Source organism: Hymenobacter translucens, from assembly GCF_020685205.1.
GTDB lineage: Bacteria > Bacteroidota > Bacteroidia > Cytophagales > Hymenobacteraceae > Hymenobacter > Hymenobacter translucens.
On the sequence record NZ_JAJERB010000003.1, the window covers coordinates 114,223 to 130,608 of the forward strand.

Genomic DNA, 16,386 nt, shown 5'->3' on the forward strand with positions numbered 1-16,386 from the left:
TGATATATCCGGTTAGCTATAAACGGCGGGCAGAGAATCGGCGGAGCCAACCGCCTGCCAAGCGAGCTTAGTAGTTGGTGTTGCTCCGCTGGGCTTCGCGGTACCCCTCAGCCCGGTGAGCGCGCTTGTAGGCGGCATCGGCATTGGGGTCTTTCTCCGCATCAGGAGCTTGGGAGCAGGACGTCAGGTAGAACGAGGCGCAGGCAGCGAGCAGGGTGAGCAACCGATATTTTTTCATGGCCCAAAGGTAAGCACCAAACTATAATACTGCCAAGCCCAACGAAAGGCACTTCGCTTGCGGCCATACGTGTCGAAGGGCTCCTACCGTTAGGTTGAATAAGCACTAGGCAGTATCCGGTAAATTTAAAATTGACAAATATCAGTGCCAAGCCACCAATGCCGTCTCCCATCCGGCGCACAACCGGACGTTACATTTGACAACAAAAGTTACTGCCGGGCAACTGCTCATTCAGAGCGGTAGAAGGACCTTGGTGCAGCACCCGGTACAGGCATCGCAGAAACCAGCGCGGGTACGCTACGCCCCGGCTGCTAACATTCTTAGCCTGGTGTTTTACCGAGCTTTTAGGCTTTTGCCGCGACAACCAGACTGTCAAGTTTTTTAGCATCTGACCAATAATTACCAGGTGGTTTATCAACTAAGTTAAAATATAACAAAATCACCCTGCAGAAGCCACAAACAACCTATTGACTATCACTATCAGTACTTCAATAGTCAACACGTAACTGAATGAAATAAAATGAATTACGAATCACCATGCTAACAAATTACACACTGTAGATATTCGCGACAAACATATAAATAATATTATCTACAGTCATGTCCAAGAGGCTACGCAACCAATTGATAAAACAATCCCCGATCTCAGCTTTTGGCGCTACTGACAGGAGCATGACAAATTGCACTACGGCGAAGACTACCTCTCTTACGCGGCGTTAAATGACTTCTAAGAAACAGATTGAAAAAGAGCGAGCCAGGTTCTACAGCCCTGTGCCTGGTTCCGGCTGGAAATCGGAGAACGTTCCGTCGTGGTAGAAGATCACAATGCGTCGGATCGTCTTATCAGGCCGTATCGGGCTTGCTGGACTGGCTACTGCGGGAGCAGCCCGGGTGGTTGCTTCAACGACGGTAGAGGGTATTACTGGAAGGATTGGCTGACTAACCGGGGCACTAGCCGGGCGGGGCTCAGCTACCGGGTCAGCAAGGTCTAAAACTGTCTGCCCTGCTGGGGTGGAAACTGCCCGCAGCTCATTGGCGCCGCTATCAGGCTCCGGTGCTACGCTTTCGCGCCTTTTAAGGGGGGCAGGAGTGCCGTTGGCCTTGGCTGGAGTATCGGAAGCAGTACGGGTGCGTTTCAGGCTGCTGGCAGGCTCCGGTTGAGCAAGGGCCGGTGACCCGGCATCCATGGTCCCCTGCCCATTAAGCAACCAGGGTAGCGACAGATCAGGAAAGGCCCCGATTATCTTCTGTACCACTTCCAGACTTGGCTTATTCCGGCCGCTTAGAATATGGCTGACAATAGGACGGGCTACGCCAATAGTATCGGCAAACTGTGTAGGCGTAAGCTGCCGTGCCTGTAAGATCTCCCTGATTCGCTCAACCATAGCCTTTGCCATCACCAGTTGGTGGTTTATTAACAAATGTACTCGAAGACGCGAGAATAAAGAGTTACTGTTCGTTAGTTAACATTTATATCATAACGCATACTGTGGTTTACTTATGTTATTACAACCATTACATTTGTTACATAAGTAAATTATGCAGTTTTAAGGGAAACGGTTCTTTCTCCCTATTCAATGCACGCAGACTTCAGCCTTCCTGTAGGTCTATCTCATGCCCGCACTGCAAGAATGTAGGGCATAAAAAACAAGAAGCCGACTGCGGTGCAGTCGGCTTCTTGTTGGAGGAACTCGTTCTTACAAGAGCGTTTGTTGGAGCAGCTAGTTGAAATACTCCTTAGCCAGGGCCTTGTCGTGGCCGTAGATGTCGTCGCGGAAATTGACGTGGCCGGCTGCATCCACCCAAGCAGTGAAGTAAACCAGGTACACCGGCAAGGTCTCCTTTAGGGGAATGTACTTCTCGCGCCGGGCCTGAATCGTGTCCATGATAGTCTGTCGGTCCCAGCCGGGCTTGTTGCGCAGCAGGTACTCGGCCAGCTTGATGGGCTCCGATACGCGCACGCACCCGTGGCTGAACCCTCGCTTGGCCTGGCTGAAAAGCTCGTCGTGCGGGGTATCGTGAAGGTAGACATCCTGGGAGTTCGGGAAAATAAACTTCACCTCCCCCAGGTCATTCTTCGGGCCCGGCCGGCGGCGGACGGTATACTTAAAGGTTTTCTCATCAATTGAGGCCCAGTCAATGGAGCTGGGGTCAACGGCTACAGCCTTGCGACCTGAGCCCTTTACCACCTCCATATCAAGCCGGTCGAGGTAGTTGGGGTTGTTGATCAGCTTCGGCTTGAACTCCTTGTCGATAATGCTGAAGGGCACGTTCCAGTAAGGCGAGAGCACCACGTATTCGAGCTTGTCGCTGAACACGGGAGTGGCATTCAGTGTCTTTCCCACGATTACGGGCATCGTCATAACTTCCTTGTTCTGCTCGATGACATGCAGCGTATAGTCCGGAATGTTCACGAGCAGGTAGCTGGGCTCAAACCGCTTGGGCACCCAGCGCCACCGCTCCATGTTCAGCACAATCTGGTCGGCGCGGTCGGCGGCCGAAACGTTGAGCTGCCGCAGGGTTTCCCCACTCACGACGCCGTCGGTCTTCAGGCCGGTATCCTTCTGAAACTCCTTGACGGCGGCCACCAACTCCTCGTCGTACACCGAAGCGGAGGCAGCCGGAGCAGTACCTGCACCCGTTTTGTTGGACACGTTCTGGACCGGGGTAGTAGCCGAAGCAGCCGGCGTGCCGGTAGCGGCGTCACCCAGCAGGCGGCGGCGGAGCAGCTCTACCGTGGGTGATGTTTGCCCGGGCTTGAGCTTGGTATCGGCGGGCAGCACGGGCCAGCCGCCGTTCCGCTGAATGGTCCGGTACTCCGCCAGCGCCTTTTTCAGACGGTCGTACTCCTCGTGCAGGGGCTCGAACTCGTAGTACGGGTAGGTGCTTTCCCGCTCCTGCAGAATGGTTTGTAGCGCCCGGTGCAGCTTGATTTTGTTGCGCTTGACGTTCCAGCCCATGCTCTTCACCTGGCGCGGGTCTACCGTGCCCCGGTAAAAGTCGGAGGCCCAGTTAAAGTATGTACCCGAAAGGGCAACGTCGATTTCCTTTTCCAGGGCATTACGCCGGGCCGAGTCGCCCTGCGCCTTTTCCAGATCAGCGAAAAGCTTATCAAAGTCCTTGACCTTATAATCCTTAGGATCAAGGCCTTCATCAGCTGCCTTATTGATTACACCCAGCATGGTCTTGGCCTGGGGCACGAGCTCGTGGTTACGGAACCAGCCCAGCCGGAACTGCCGCTCCCGGTAGAACTTCTTGGCCCAGTCGACCTGGTCCTTGAACTTGGGCTCGGCCCGCATGGCCCGCACCACATATACGCTATCGAGCAGGGGCTGCGCGCCCGGTGCCTTGCCCAGGTCACCGGGCAGGGAGTTCTTAATCTTGTCCTGCTGATCCTGGCTGCAGGAAGTGCCCGCGACGAAAACCGTCAGGGCCACTACCCAGAACAGGAACAAGCGAAGAAAATATGAATGAGTCGTTGACTTCATGAAGCGAGAGAGAGGTGGAAGTGAAAAGCCCGGTCGGCAGAATGATCAGTGCTTAGACCAACCAAACGGGGTGAACCTGGGTTTGTGCTTGTACTCCTTTCCCTGCTGTCGGGTTGTAAAACCGCCGGCAGGGCTACCTCAGCCGGCAAGTTACTCGTTTTGGTCATACTCTTCTACTACTTTGGTAGTGGAAACCGCCTCCGGCCGTGGTTATCTTTGCCCCGAATCCCGGGCTTCACCCTCCCGCCTGCCTCCCGCCTTCTATGCCCACTGCCGCCCCCTACCTTCAGGACCCGCACAGCTTCGCCCAACCCAACCTGGTTCGGGTTACCCATCTGCGCCTCGACCTGGCCGTCAACTTCACCGCCCGCATCCTGACCGGGCTGGCTACCTGGCAGCTCGACAACACGGCCGGCCATACGGAGCTGATCCTGGATGCGCGCAGTCTGGAAATCGAGGCGACTTACCTGGGTGAGACCGAAGCCGAGTCTACTGCCTTTCAGCTGTCCGCCGAAAACGACCCGGTGCTGGGGCAGGCCTTGCGCATCGCCATCCGGCCCGATACCCGGGCCGTCACCATCCGCTACCGTACCACGCCCGAGGCGGCCGCTCTGCAGTGGCTAAGCCCCGAGCAAACGGCCGGCCGGCAGCATCCGTTTCTGTTCACCCAGTCCCAGGCTATTCTGGCCCGCACCTGGATTCCCTGCCAGGACTCGCCCGGGGTGCGCTTCACGTATGAGGCCCGCGTAGCAGTACCGGCCGATCTGCTGGCGTTGATGAGTGCCGGCAATCCACAGGTGCTTGACCGCGCCGGCCACTACGAGTTCCGGATGGAGCAGCCGATTCCCTCCTACCTGATGGCGCTGGCCGTGGGCCGGCTCGACTTCAGCAGCCTGAGCGGACGCACGGGCGTGTATGCCGAGCCCGAAACCCTGCCTGCAGCCACCAGCGAGTTTGGCGACCTGGAAAATATGGTAGCCGCTGCCGAGGAGCTGTACGGTCCCTACCGCTGGGAACGGTATGATCTGCTGGTACTGCCGCCCAGCTTTCCATTCGGGGGCATGGAAAACCCTCGTTTAACATTTGTAACGCCTACCATTCTAACCGGGGACCGGAGCCTGACCAGCCTGATTGCCCACGAGCTGGCCCACTCCTGGTCGGGCAACCTGGTGACCAATGCCACCTGGAACGACTTCTGGCTCAACGAGGGCTTCACCGTATACTTCGAGCGGCGCATTATGGAGAAGCTCTACGGCAAGCCCTACGCCGATATGCTGCAGGTGCTGGGCCACTCCGCTCTGCTCCACACCATGGGCGAGCTTGGGGCCGGTAGCCCGGACACCCACCTCCACCTCGACCTGGCCGGCCGGGACCCCGACGAAGGACTCAATGAAATTGCCTACGAGAAGGGCGACTACCTCTTGCTCACGCTCGAAAGGCTGGTGGGCCGCGCCCGTCTCGACACCTTTATTAAGGAGTACTTCGCCCGCCACAGCTTTCAGTCGATGGACACGGCCTCGTTTGTGACTTACCTGCGCCGGGAGCTGCTCGACCAGGAGCCCGGCCTCGAAGACCGTCTGCAGCTCGACGCCTGGATTAATGGGCCCGGGATTCCGGCCGGGGCCCCACCGGTTTCGTCGGAGCGGTTTGCGGCGGTGGAAGCCGCGCTGCAGCAGTGGCAGCAGGGGACTCCGGCCCGGGAGCTGACGCTGGCGGACTGGAGCAGCCACGAGTGGGTGCATTTCCTGCAGGGTTTGCCCGCCGACCTTTCTCTGGCGCAGCTCCAGGAGCTCGACGACGCCTTTACGTTTACGTCCTCCACCAATGCCGAAATTCTGACTGCCTGGTTTCCACGGGCGCTGGCGGCCGGGTATGAGCCGGTGAACGGGCCGCTACGCCAGTTCCTGACCAGGGTGGGCCGGCGTAAGTTTCTGGTTCCATTGTACAAGGCGCTGCTGGCAACGCCCGACGGCCACGCCCGGGCCCGCCAGCTCTACGCCGAAGCCCGCCCCAACTATCACTCCGTGGCAACCAGCACCTTCGACGTTTTGGTAGGCCGATAAAACCGTAAAGTTTTTACCTTGAAACCGGGGCTGGCCCGAAGCTTGCTGGCTCCGCCCGGCACATTTTCTTTTTTCCTGACTGTTGATTCTTAGCGTTGAAAGCTCAAAAACCTCTCGGTAAACTTATTGCCGTCGGCGGCAACGAAGATAAAGGCACGTACCCTCATCCCCGGACCCGCCGCAAGGCCTACCTCAACTTCTTTGAGCTCGGCATTCTGAAGCGCATCGTGACCGAGTCCGGCAAAACAGATCCGCGCATTGAGGTCATCACCACGGCATCCATGATTCCGGAGGAAGTGGCCAAGATCTACCTGTCGTCCTTTGCGATGCTCAACTGCCTGAACGTGGGCGTGATGGACATCCGGACCCCGGAGGACGCCCGGCAGCCTGAGTACCTGGAGCGCCTGCTGGCGGCCGATGTGGTCATGATGAGCGGGGGCAACCAGTCGCGGCTGCGCGAGATGTTCGGGGAAAGCGAGTTTCTGGACCGCCTCACCTCCCGCTATATGCTGGAGCCCGACTTCATTATTGCCGGCACCAGCGCCGGTGCTATGGCCATGTCGCACATCATGATCCGGGGCGGCAGCGTTCCGGATGCGCTGATGAAGGGCGCGGTGAAAATGGGCACCGGCCTGGGTCTGATTAATAATGTGGTTATCGACTCCCACTTCGTGAAGCGCGGCCGCTTCGGGCGCCTGATCGAGTCGGTGGGTCTGCACCCCAAGCTGATCGGAATCGGGCTGGGCGAGGATACGGGCGTGCTCATCACCGAAGGCAACCTGATTGAAACCATCGGCTCCAACCTGGTCATCATCATGGACGGGCACCATATTGTGCATAACAACTCGGCCGCCGCCAAGAAGGGTACTCCCCTGTCGCTCGAGAATCTAACCCTGCACGTGCTGGCGAAAGGCAACGTCTATAACATCAAGGAGCGGAAGTTCTACGTGAACAAGGAAGCCGCCCTGGCCACCGCCTCCCCGGCAGTAGCCTAGCTCCTCGACAGTCAAGCCAACAAAAAAGCCGCCCCTCGTTGAAGGGGCGGCTTTTTACATTTTGATTCAGCCCTATGCCACGGGTGCTTCTTCGGGCGGCTTGGGCGGGTGCAGGGCGCGCCACTCATCTTCCAGCATGCTCATCTCCACCAGGCTCCAGTATTCGTCGCCGTGGCGCAGTACGTCGCGCAGCACGCCCTCGCGCTTCATGCCGGCTTTTTCGTAGCACCGCAGCGCCGACTCGTTGAAGTCATACACGCCGAGCGTGATGCGGTGCAGCTTGAGCTCCTCAAAACCGACCCGGAGCACGGCCTTGATCATCTTCTGGCAGATGCCCTTGCCCCGCTCCGCCGTGTTGCCGACCAGTACCCGGCTGATGCGAGCCGAGCGGTTGGTTTCGCTGATGGACCCGAGCGAGATGTGCCCGACCGTAAGCCCCGTCTTGGTATCGACCGCTTTATAGACGAACACGTCGGAGGTGCCCAGGCTGTTGCTGTCCTCGATGTACCACTCCAACGCGCCTTCCGACAGGGGAAAGCTGAACAGGGAGCCCGACCAGTTGGTCAGCAGCTGCTCGTCCTTTACCCATTCAATTAGCTGCTGGAAGTCGTTCCGGTCGAAGTACTCGAGTCTGATCATGAAAAAACGGGGTTATACGCTCACTAGATTCTGGTTTCCGGAAATCCGGGGTAAGCCAGCCAGGCAATAAGCCCGCAAGCTACTCCTTATAGATAGAGGTTACAAGCGGGGAGTCGGCCGTCTGGGTGCCGCGGTACATGCCTTCGGAGTTGAAAGGCAAAGCCAGGTTGCCGGCGGCGTCGACTGCAATGAGCCCACCTTCCCCGCCCACCGGCGCCAGCTTGTCGTGCACCACGATGCGGCAGGCTTCTTCCAGGGACAGCCCGCGGTACTCCATCAGGCAGGCGACGTCGTAGGCGGCTACTGCCCGGATAAAGTATTCGCCGTTGCCGGTGCAGGAGATGGCGCAGGTGTGGTTGTCGGCAAACGTGCCGGCCCCGATTAGTGGGGAGTCGCCGATGCGGGAGTAGCGCTTGTTGGTCATGCCTCCGGTGCTGGTAGCGGCGGCCAGGTTGCCGTGCTGGTCCCGGGCCACCGCGCCCGCCGTGCCCAGCTTTTTAACCTTGATGGGCTGGGAGCCGTGGTCGAGCTGAACGGTGTTCGTGATTCGGGCTTCCTGCAGCTGATCAAAGCGGCTTTGCTCGAAAAAGTAGCCATCGGGCTGAAAGGCCTGCCCCTGCTCCCGGGCAAAGTCTTCGGCCCCGGGCCAGGCCAGCAGCACGTGGTCGGAGTGCTCCATAATCCGGCGGGCCGTCGAAATCGGATTCTGAATGTTGCGCACCCCGGCCACGGCCCCGGCCGAGCGGTTGCGGCCGTCCATGATGGCGGCATCCATCTCGTGGCGACCTTCGTGGGTGAAGACCGAACCCCTGCCGGCATTAAATAAGGGGCAGTCTTCCAGCAACCGCACAGCCACCTCGACCGCGTCGAGGGCCAGCCCGCCGTGGCGGAGCACCTCGAAGCCGGCCTGCACGACCTGCTCGAGCGCCTGGTGGTAGGCCCGCTCCCGTTCGGGGGACATCAGGGCGCGGGAAATGGTGCCGGCGCCGCCGTGTACGGCAATTGCAAAGTTTGAAGGCATGGAAAGCTGGGGGAGAAAGGCGAAAATTCCCGGTAAGGTACGGCCTCGAACCGGAGTAGTTATACGCGGACCGGGTAGCCAAAGCGCGTTTTTTTTCGTACGTTTGGCTTAGTCAATTCACCCACAATATTCTTTTTTTATGGCTTACGAAGCTACCGGCCGCCTGCACGAAATTTTCGATGAACAGCAGGTGAGCGATAAATTCCGCAAGCGCGAGTTCGTGCTGGAAGTTCAGGAGGGCCAGTACCCCGAGCATATCAAGTTCCAGCTGGTTCAGGACAAAACGGCTTTAATTGACGCCTACAAAATGGGCGATGAAGTGAAAGTTACTTTCAACCTGCGGGGTCGCGGCTTCAACAAGAACGGCCAGATGCTGTACTTCACCAACCTCGAAGCCTGGCGCATCGAGGCCGGCACGGGCGGCGGTCAGGGTGGCGGAGGCAACTTCGGTGGTCAGCAGGCGGCTCCCCGCCAGGCAGCCCCGGCCCAAAACCAGAACCCCAACCTGCGGGCCCAATCGGCGGCCCCCATTGCTTCGGACGACGACAACGACCTGCCTTTCTAAGCGCTTCGTTTTTGCTTTGCCTGCAAATGCCGCCCCGGAGACGAGGCGGCATTTTTGCTTTTCTTCGCCCTGGGCGCCGGCCGCCAATCCCGAATGCACAACCCCGGCCGCAGCGGCACGTTCTGACTTTGATTTCTGATTTCACTTTTTCTATGGCAATTCCCGCTTCTCCTTCCCTGCTCGGCAAAACGGTGCTGGTAACCGGCGCCACGGCGGGCATCGGACTGGTCACGGCCCGGGAGCTGGCCCGCCGGGGAGCCCGGGTGGTGCTGGTCGGCCGCCACATCGAGAAAACCGAGCACGCCCGGCAGGCGGTACAGGCGGCGGCCCCCGACGCGCCCGAGCCCGAAGCCCTGCTCTGCGACCTGTCGCTGATTGCCAACGTGCGCGACCTGGCCGCCGAGTTTGGCCGCCGCTTCGACAAGCTCGACGTGCTGGTCAACAATGCCGGCATCATGCCCGGTCCGCTCACCATTACCCGGGAAGGCCACGAGATGAGCTGGGCTACGAATCACCTGGCGCCCTTCGCCCTGACCAATCTGCTGATACCCCAACTGGTAGAGGCCGGCAACGCCCGCGTCGTGACGGTGGCCTCGGAAGCGCACTGGCTCGGGCAGATTGAGTCGTCGCAGGAAGCGCGCAACGATCCCGAAAAGTACAGCTCGTTTACCGCGTACTGCGACTCCAAGCTGGCCAACATTCTGTTTACCAATGAGCTGGCCCACCGCCTGGAGTTTACCGGCGTCACCGCCAACTCCCTGCACCCCGGCATCGTGGACACGACGCTGATTAATCCGAACACATCGACATTTATGAAAACCATGTGGTGGCTGGCCCGGCCGTTTATGATTGACGTGGAGCGCGGGGCCCAGACCACCGTGTTTCTGGCGTCGGCCCCGGAAGCCGGCCGCATCAGTGGGCGGTACTTCAAGGGCAGCAGGCCGGCCCGCTGCTCGAGCCGGGCCCAGAGCCGGGCCGATGCCAGCCGGCTCTGGCGGATTTCAGCCGACGAAACCGGAATCGAATAGGCCGGCTTTAACCATTCTCTTCCCCATTATCCGAAACCTATGTCAGCACTTCGGGACCTGATTGCGCAGGGCGAGGGCGAGCGGCTGGAGTTCAAAAAGAAAACCACCCACCCTACCCGTATTTCCCGCACCCTGGCTTCCCTGGCCAACACCCACGGTGGCCGGGTGCTGGTGGGCGTCGATGATGACGGGCGGATTGTGGGCGTGCGCGACGCCGAGGAGGAAATGTTCGTGCTCCGGCAGGCGGCCGAGCTGTACGTGGAGCCCCCGCTAACGCTACGGTTTCAGGAAATCGAGGAGGAAGGCCGCATCGTGCTGGTCGTAACGGTACCGGAAAGCAGCCACAAGCCCCACAAGGCCCAGGTCGGCGACGACGACTGGCGGGGCTACGTGCGGGTGCGCGACGAGAGCGTGCAAACCAGCGGCCTCACGGAAAAAGCCCTGGAGCGGGAAACCGCGCCGCAGTTTGAGAAGCTGCCGCTCAATAAGGACGAGCTGGCCGTGCTCGACTACCTCCGCTCCTACCCGCGCATCACCCTGCCCCAGTACATGAAGCTTATCAACGTAGGCAAGCGCCGGGCCTTTCGCACCCTTATCAAGCTTACTCTGCACGGCTACATCCGTCACCACGACAAGGAAAAGGAGCCGTACTATACGTTGTGAGGAATTTGAAGCTGGGAGCCAGAAGGCAGGAGGTTTTGAGACCTGGACGCTAGTGGCCGGGTGCTTTAAACCAACCAGGAAGTACCAGCCGATTTGCCGGCGAAATCACACCGTATATATAAGGAGTAGAAAACGGCTGCCCGGGCGGCAAAAAGCCCGGCGACGCACGGGGGCATCGACGGGCTTTTTGCTTGATCCGGGAGCAGAGGCAACTAGTCCTGGCGACTGTCGCGGGCCTTTTTCTTTTCTTCTTTGGCAGCCTTCTTTTCCTTGGTGGTTTTGGCGGGCTCCTTTTTCTTCTCTTTGCGGGCGTCCTGTGCTTTAGCCATGATGCGGGGTGTTTATGAAAGTTAAACGAAATATCACCTCTTTACCCAAAGGCTACGGGTCAATACGGTCACGCGCCTTTTACGCAAGTACGGGTAGGTACCGCTCGCGCAAAATCTGCAGATGATGGCCTTCGTGGCCGGGAATTACGTGCAGCAGGGCCCGCACGCTCAGCGCCTGCCCGTTGCTGGTGCCCACGCGGTCGAGCTGAGCGGGGGTCAGGTTTTCAAACAACGTGATGGAGGCCTGCCGGATAGCGTCGTACTCGCGCAGCAGACTGGGAATGGTCCGGCCGTTGGCGCCGGAGTTCGGCACGTACTCGTTTTCCTCGAAGCCCGGTAGCGGCGTGGCGTCGGCGCGCGAAAAGCGCAGGGCCCGGTAGGCGAAGATCCGCTCGGTGTCGAGCATGTGCAGCACCAGCTCTTTGATCGTCCACTTGCCCGGGGCGTAGGCCGTCAGGCCCTGCTCGTCGGACAGCCCCCCGAGCAGCTCGCGCAGCTGGGCCGGCTGCTCCCGCATCTGGGTAAGCGGGTCGGCGTGGTCGGGGACGTGGCGGAAGTAGTTCTCGAAATACGGGGGATAGTGGCCGGAAAGGGGGCGCATAGCCGATTTATCTACGGTGGGGCCGAAATATACGCATCTGCGGCAGGGAAGCGGCATTTTCCAACCTCAACTTTACCGGGAGCGTACAAAGCCCGCACCATCGCCTTCACTTTTCTTTCCCGCTATGTCCTCACTTGCCGAAAAAGGCCTCAAAATTTCCAAAAACGCCCTGTTCAACATCTTTCTCGGCCGGGCCGGCAAGCTGCTGGGCAAACCCTTCCAGCTGGTGATGATCCTGAAGGAAGTAGCCGACAAGCTGGCCGACAAGAAAAGCACCAAGGGCTCCATCAGTCAGCTTATCGACCTGATGCAGACCGTGGTCCGCCTTATCAATGCCTTTGTCACGGGGGCTTACCGGCAGATTGACACCGGCACCGTGCTGTCGGCCGTGGCCGTGGCGCTCTACGTGTTGTCGCCGGTTGATCTGGTACCCGATTTTGTACCCGTCATTGGCTTCCTGGACGACCTGAGTTTGATCAGCTGGTTTATCAGCAAGTTCAGCGAAGAAATTACCCGCTTCCGGGAGTGGGAACAGACGTCGGCCACCTCCGCCGCCGGCGTAGCGCCCGCCCCGGCAGCTTCGGACAAGTCGCTGCCCCCGGTCGCTGAGCTGGGACACTCCTAGCCCGCCGTTTTTCCCGCATAAAAATCAGAACTGAAAGCCCGGGCTGTTTGCAGTCCGGGCTTTTTTCCGCTGAACTGCGCCCGCCGTCCCGTATTTTAGCAACTCAAACTCCCACCTGCTTCTCTCATGCAATTCTCCCAACGGCTGGCTTTGCTGGCTCTGCTCCTGCTTCCTCTGCTGCCCTTCCCGGCCCGGGCCGACGAAGGCATGTGGCTGCCTTTGCTGCTCAAGCAGCTCAACGAAGCTGACATGCAGAAAAAAGGGCTCAAACTAACGGCCGAAGACATTTACAGCGTCAACAAAGGCAGCCTCAAGGATGCCGTGGTTCAGTTCGGCGGCGGCTGCACCGGCGAAATCATTTCCAACCAGGGTCTGCTCCTTACCAATCACCACTGCGGCTACGGACAGATTCAGCAGCACTCCTCGGTTGAAAAAGACTACCTCACCAACGGCTACTGGGCGATGAACCGGGAGCAGGAGCTGCCCAACCCGGGGCTGACGGCCACTTTTATCGTGCGGATGGAAGACGTGACCAGCCAGGTGCTGACCGGCGTGCCGACCACCGGCATCGTGGAGGCGGAGCGCGAAAAGCTGGTGCAGGCCAACATTCAGCGGGTGGCCCAGGCCGCCGTGCAGGGCACGCACTACCAGGGCTTTATCCGACCTTTCTTTAACGGCAACGAGTACTACCTGTTCATCACCGAGGTATTTCAGGATATCCGCCTGGTGGGCGCGCCCCCGTCGGCCATCGGCAAGTTCGGCGGCGACACTGACAACTGGATGTGGCCCCGCCATACCGGTGACTTCTCCCTCTTCCGCATCTACGCCGGCCCCGACAACAAGCCCGCCCCCTACTCTCCCGCTAACAAGCCCTTCACGCCCCGTCACCACCTGCCCATCTCGCTGAGCGGCATCAAGCCCGGCGACTTCACGCTGGTGTTCGGGTTCCCGGGCCGCACCAACGAGTACCTCACGTCCTGGGGCGTCGACGAAACCTACTCGGTCTCGAACCCGGCTAAGATCAAGGTGCGCGACGCCAAGCTCAAGGCCCTGGATCAGGATATGAAAGCCTCGGACAAAGTGCGCATTCAATATGCCGCCAAATACGCCGGCCTGGCCAACTACTGGAAAAAGTGGATCGGTGAAAACCGCGGCCTCAAGAAGCTTGACGCCGTCAGCCGCAAGCGGGAGCAGGAAGCCCGCTTCACGCAGTGGGTGCAGGGCGGCGACGAAGCCCGCAAGGCCGGCTACGGGCAGCTGCTGCCCCAGCTTGAACAAAATTACCGCGCCGGCCGCGACTACACGCTGGCCCGTGACTACGTCACGGAGGCGGTGCTGGGCGTGGAGCTGTTGGCCTACGCCAACAGCCTGCTGCCCCTGGCCGAAATGGTAGCTCAGAAGGTGCCCGCCGCCGACCTGGCCAAGGCCGTGGAAAAGGCCCGGGGAGGCACGGTCAACTTCTTCAAAAACTACAATGCCCCTACAGACCAGAAAGTAGCCGCCGCCCTGCTGCCGATCTACGCGCAGGGCACGCCCCCGGCCTTGCTGCCGGACTACGTCAAGACCATTGCCCGCACCCAGCCTGCGACAGGCAACTGGACCGCCTTTGCCAGCCAGCTCTACGGAAAGTCGCAGCTGGCTACCCAGGCTGGCGCCATGCGCGTGCTGGATGAGGTGCTGAAAGGCAATACCAAACCCCTGACCGAAGACCCGGCCGCCCAGCTCATCAACGCGGTAATCACCCACTACCGGGCTACTATTCTGCCCACCTACACCAAACACGCCGACAACATTGCCCTGCTGCAGCGCACCTACGTGGCCGGCCTGCGGCAGATGCAGACCGACCGGAAGTTCTACCCCGATGCCAACTCCACTTTGCGCGTAGCGTACGGACAGGTAGCCGGCTACGAGCCCGCCGACGGCGCCAAGTACGCTTATTACACGACGCTGGACGGCATTATGGAGAAGGCCGACCCGACCAATCCCGATTTCGAGGTACCTGCCCGCCTCGTGGAATTGTACCAGAACAAGGACTACGGCCCCTACGCCGTCGACGGCACCGTGCCGGTGGCATTTATTGCCACCAACCACACGACCGGCGGCAACTCCGGCTCCCCGGTTATTAACGGCCGCGGGGAGTTGATTGGCACCAACTTCGACCGGAACTGGGAAGGCACTATGAGCGACATCATGTTTGATCCGGACCGGGTCCGCAACATTACCCTTGACGTGCGCTATATGCTGTTCGTAGTCGACAAGTACGCCGGCGCCGGCCACCTCGTCAAGGAAATGACGCTGGTCGGCGGCTCCCAGACTGCGCCGGGCAAGGAGGTGCAGAAAATCAAAGTGAAGCGCAAGCAGAAAGCGTAGCACCGTGACCCACACATTTTAGCAAAAAGCCGGAGCGCATGCTTCGGCTTTTTGCTTTCGCCCTGGATTCATTCCAGTTCGGTTCGTACCATTCGGCGGAAGCCCGTAGGTTTGTGCGCCCATTGCTCAGCCTATTGCCTGCCCGGGCTTATCCTTACATGATTCGCATCCTTTCTTTCTGATGTGCCTGCTGCCCGATTAGCAGCTCAATCCGACTCGGTCCAACTAAAGTCCTGTGCTCCGGTAAAGCCCATTCTCCTGGGGCATACCCGCACATTTGTCCTGAAGAACTCCCTCATCGACCTCATTATTCCGCACAACGCCACGCTCTGGCTGAGCGGCGAGACCAGAGTTGCAGCTATGCATTCTAAGCGCGCCACCGAACGACCAGCGCGCTACTGACGAGCCTAATGCGTCGGCTGCAACGCGGCCGCTGCCTTCCCGCTGCTTTTCCGGCTATCTTTTGGCGATGCTTAGCTCTCCTCTGCTTACCAAAATTTTCAGCCTGAGCCTGTTAGGTGTAGGCTGCCTCGCCCTTACTCCTCCCGCTCCGCCGGTTTCCTCCTACCTGCTGCGTCCGGCCGCTGTCTTTGATGGTCAGGACGTGCACCCGGGCTGGGTAGTGCTGGTAGAAGGCGACAAAATAAAAGCTGCCGGTCCGGCAACGCAGGTTACTGCCCCGGCCGATGCCCGCACCCTGGACCTGCCGGGCCAGACCCTGCTTCCTGGTCTGATCGAGGGGCACTCCCATCTGCTGCTCCATCCCTACAACGAAACGTCCTGGAACGACCAGGTGCTGACCGAGTCGGTGGCGCTGCGGGTGGCCCGGGGCACGGCTCACGCCCAGCGCACCCTGCTGGCGGGTTTTACCACGGCACGGGACCTGGGCTCTGAAGGAGCCGGCTACGCCGACGTGGGCCTCAAGCAGGCCATCGAACAAGGACATATTCCCGGTCCCCGCCTGCTGGTAGCTACCCGCGCGCTGGTTGCCACCGGCAGCTACGGGCCCAAACTGTCGGTTGATGTGGCAGTGCCCCAGGGCGCCCAGGAAGCCGATGGCACCGACGGCCTTATCCGGGCCGTGCGGGAGCAGATCGGCCAGGGCGCCGACATTATCAAGGTGTACGCCGACTACCGCTGGGGCAAGGGCGAGCCGTCGCGCCCCACCTTTTCACAGGAAGAGCTGACCCTGATTGTGCAGACCGCCAAAGCCGCCGGCCGACCGGTAGTGGCGCATGCCTCCACGCCCGAGGGCATGCGGCGGGCTACCCTGGCCGGCGTCGAAACCATTGAACACGGCGACGGCGGCACGGCCGAGGTATTTCGGTTGATGAAGCAGCGCGGCGTAGCCCTCTGTCCCACCGTCGCCGCCGGCGACGCCATCTCGCAGTACCAGGGCTGGCGCAAGGGAACCGACCCCGAGCCCGATCGTCTGCGACAAAAGCGCGAAAGCATGGCCGCAGCGCGGAAAGCCGGGGTACTGCTGGTCATTGGAGGCGACGTGGGCGTGTTCCCCCACGGCGACAATGTCCGGGAGCTCGAACTGCTGGTGCAGGACTATGGGCTGTCGGCTCTGGACGTGTTGCGCGGCGCTACCAGCGGCAATGCCCACCTTCTCCACCTGCCCGACCGGGGCCACATCCGGCCAGGTTTGCTGGCTGACCTGATTTCCGTGTCTGGTGACCCAACCTTGGACGCCAAGGTGCTGCGCGAGATTCAGCTCGTTATGAAAGGTGGCATTCTGTATAAAAAGCCCTAGCC

13 protein-coding genes and 1 pseudogene are annotated in these 16,386 nt (G+C 60.1%); 8 read left to right on the forward strand and 6 right to left on the reverse strand.

What is annotated here, in order from left to right:
* Positions 1-67: 67 nt before the first annotated feature.
* The 3 genes from LJY25_RS07655 to LJY25_RS07665 form a co-directional block, all read right to left on the reverse strand.
* The gene (locus LJY25_RS07655) at positions 68-238 is read right to left on the reverse strand and encodes a hypothetical protein (RefSeq protein ID WP_227607732.1); all 171 of its coding nucleotides are present in this window, start codon (positions 236-238) and stop codon (positions 68-70) included.
* A 761-nt stretch (positions 239-999) separates the two neighbouring features.
* On the reverse strand, positions 1,000-1,635 hold the full coding sequence (locus LJY25_RS21430) for a helix-turn-helix transcriptional regulator (RefSeq protein ID WP_394799952.1): 636 nt from the start codon (positions 1,633-1,635) through the stop codon (positions 1,000-1,002).
* 324 nt (positions 1,636-1,959) lie between these two features.
* A complete protein-coding gene (locus tag LJY25_RS07665) occupies positions 1,960-3,726 on the reverse strand; it encodes a L,D-transpeptidase family protein (RefSeq protein WP_227607733.1) in 1,767 nt (588 codons plus the stop codon).
* Positions 3,727-3,989: 263 nt separating this feature from the next.
* Here LJY25_RS07665 and LJY25_RS07670 point away from each other — a divergent pair, with 263 nt between their 5' ends.
* Both LJY25_RS07670 and LJY25_RS07675 read left to right on the forward strand, forming a co-directional pair.
* Positions 3,990-5,789, forward strand: coding sequence for a M1 family metallopeptidase (locus LJY25_RS07670; RefSeq protein WP_227607734.1), 1,800 nt, complete (start codon positions 3,990-3,992; stop codon positions 5,787-5,789).
* A 95-nt stretch (positions 5,790-5,884) separates the two neighbouring features.
* A complete protein-coding gene (locus tag LJY25_RS07675; protein WP_227607735.1) occupies positions 5,885-6,784 on the forward strand; it encodes a cyanophycinase in 900 nt (299 codons plus the stop codon).
* Between the two features lie 72 nt (positions 6,785-6,856).
* On the opposite strand, the gene LJY25_RS07680 is transcribed toward LJY25_RS07675, so the two are convergent.
* Together LJY25_RS07680 and LJY25_RS07685 are read right to left on the reverse strand one after the other, a co-directional pair.
* Positions 6,857-7,423: a GNAT family N-acetyltransferase gene (locus LJY25_RS07680; RefSeq protein ID WP_227607736.1), complete on the reverse strand. Its 567-nt coding sequence runs from the start codon at positions 7,421-7,423 to the stop codon at positions 6,857-6,859.
* 79 nt (positions 7,424-7,502) lie between these two features.
* A complete protein-coding gene (locus LJY25_RS07685) occupies positions 7,503-8,444 on the reverse strand; it encodes an isoaspartyl peptidase/L-asparaginase family protein (RefSeq protein WP_227607737.1) in 942 nt (313 codons plus the stop codon).
* Positions 8,445-8,583: 139 nt separating this feature from the next.
* On the opposite strand from LJY25_RS07685, the gene LJY25_RS07690 reads away from it, so the two are divergent.
* The 3 genes from LJY25_RS07690 to LJY25_RS07700 all read left to right on the forward strand — a co-directional run bounded on the left by LJY25_RS07690 (position 8,584) and on the right by LJY25_RS07700 (position 10,700).
* Complete coding sequence (locus LJY25_RS07690; RefSeq protein ID WP_227607738.1) at positions 8,584-9,009, forward strand: DUF3127 domain-containing protein; 426 nt, start codon at positions 8,584-8,586, stop codon at positions 9,007-9,009.
* A gap of 152 nt (positions 9,010-9,161) precedes the next feature.
* On the forward strand, positions 9,162-10,037 hold the full coding sequence (locus LJY25_RS07695; protein ID WP_227607739.1) for an SDR family oxidoreductase: 876 nt from the start codon (positions 9,162-9,164) through the stop codon (positions 10,035-10,037).
* Between the two features lie 39 nt (positions 10,038-10,076).
* Positions 10,077-10,700: an AlbA family DNA-binding domain-containing protein gene (locus tag LJY25_RS07700; RefSeq protein ID WP_227607740.1), complete on the forward strand. Its 624-nt coding sequence runs from the start codon at positions 10,077-10,079 to the stop codon at positions 10,698-10,700.
* 408 nt (positions 10,701-11,108) lie between these two features.
* Here LJY25_RS07700 and LJY25_RS07705 read toward each other — a convergent pair whose 3' ends face one another.
* Entirely contained in the window at positions 11,109-11,630 is a 522-nt protein-coding gene (locus tag LJY25_RS07705; protein ID WP_227607741.1) for a DinB family protein, read from the reverse strand.
* A 376-nt stretch (positions 11,631-12,006) separates the two neighbouring features.
* On the opposite strand from LJY25_RS07705, the pseudogene LJY25_RS07710 reads away from it, so the two are divergent.
* The 3 genes and pseudogenes from LJY25_RS07710 to LJY25_RS07720 all read left to right on the forward strand — a co-directional run.
* Positions 12,007-12,106 (forward strand): annotated as a pseudogene (locus LJY25_RS07710) (YkvA family protein); the annotation flags it as partial.
* A 275-nt stretch (positions 12,107-12,381) separates the two neighbouring features.
* A complete protein-coding gene (locus tag LJY25_RS07715; protein ID WP_227607742.1) occupies positions 12,382-14,625 on the forward strand; it encodes a S46 family peptidase in 2,244 nt (747 codons plus the stop codon).
* 469 nt (positions 14,626-15,094) lie between these two features.
* Entirely contained in the window at positions 15,095-16,384 is a 1,290-nt protein-coding gene (locus LJY25_RS07720) for a metal-dependent hydrolase family protein (protein WP_227607743.1), read from the forward strand.
* Positions 16,385-16,386 lie beyond the last annotated feature (2 nt).

Coding starts and splice junctions, on each gene's coding strand:
- LJY25_RS07690 (WP_227607738.1), top strand. CDS start 8,584: ATGGCTTACGAAGCTACCGGCCGCCTGCACGAAATTTTCGATGAACAG.
- LJY25_RS07700 (WP_227607740.1), top strand. CDS start 10,077: ATGTCAGCACTTCGGGACCTGATTGCGCAGGGCGAGGGCGAGCGGCTG.
- LJY25_RS07680 (WP_227607736.1), bottom strand. CDS start 7,423: ATGATCAGACTCGAGTACTTCGACCGGAACGACTTCCAGCAGCTAATT.
- LJY25_RS21430 (WP_394799952.1), bottom strand. CDS start 1,635: ATGGCAAAGGCTATGGTTGAGCGAATCAGGGAGATCTTACAGGCACGG.
- LJY25_RS07715 (WP_227607742.1), top strand. CDS start 12,382: ATGCAATTCTCCCAACGGCTGGCTTTGCTGGCTCTGCTCCTGCTTCCT.
- LJY25_RS07685 (WP_227607737.1), bottom strand. CDS start 8,444: ATGCCTTCAAACTTTGCAATTGCCGTACACGGCGGCGCCGGCACCATT.
- LJY25_RS07670 (WP_227607734.1), top strand. CDS start 3,990: ATGCCCACTGCCGCCCCCTACCTTCAGGACCCGCACAGCTTCGCCCAA.
- LJY25_RS07705 (WP_227607741.1), bottom strand. CDS start 11,630: ATGCGCCCCCTTTCCGGCCACTATCCCCCGTATTTCGAGAACTACTTC.
- LJY25_RS07695 (WP_227607739.1), top strand. CDS start 9,162: ATGGCAATTCCCGCTTCTCCTTCCCTGCTCGGCAAAACGGTGCTGGTA.
- LJY25_RS07655 (WP_227607732.1), bottom strand. CDS start 238: ATGAAAAAATATCGGTTGCTCACCCTGCTCGCTGCCTGCGCCTCGTTC.
- LJY25_RS07720 (WP_227607743.1), top strand. CDS start 15,095: ATGCTTAGCTCTCCTCTGCTTACCAAAATTTTCAGCCTGAGCCTGTTA.
- LJY25_RS07665 (WP_227607733.1), bottom strand. CDS start 3,726: ATGAAGTCAACGACTCATTCATATTTTCTTCGCTTGTTCCTGTTCTGG.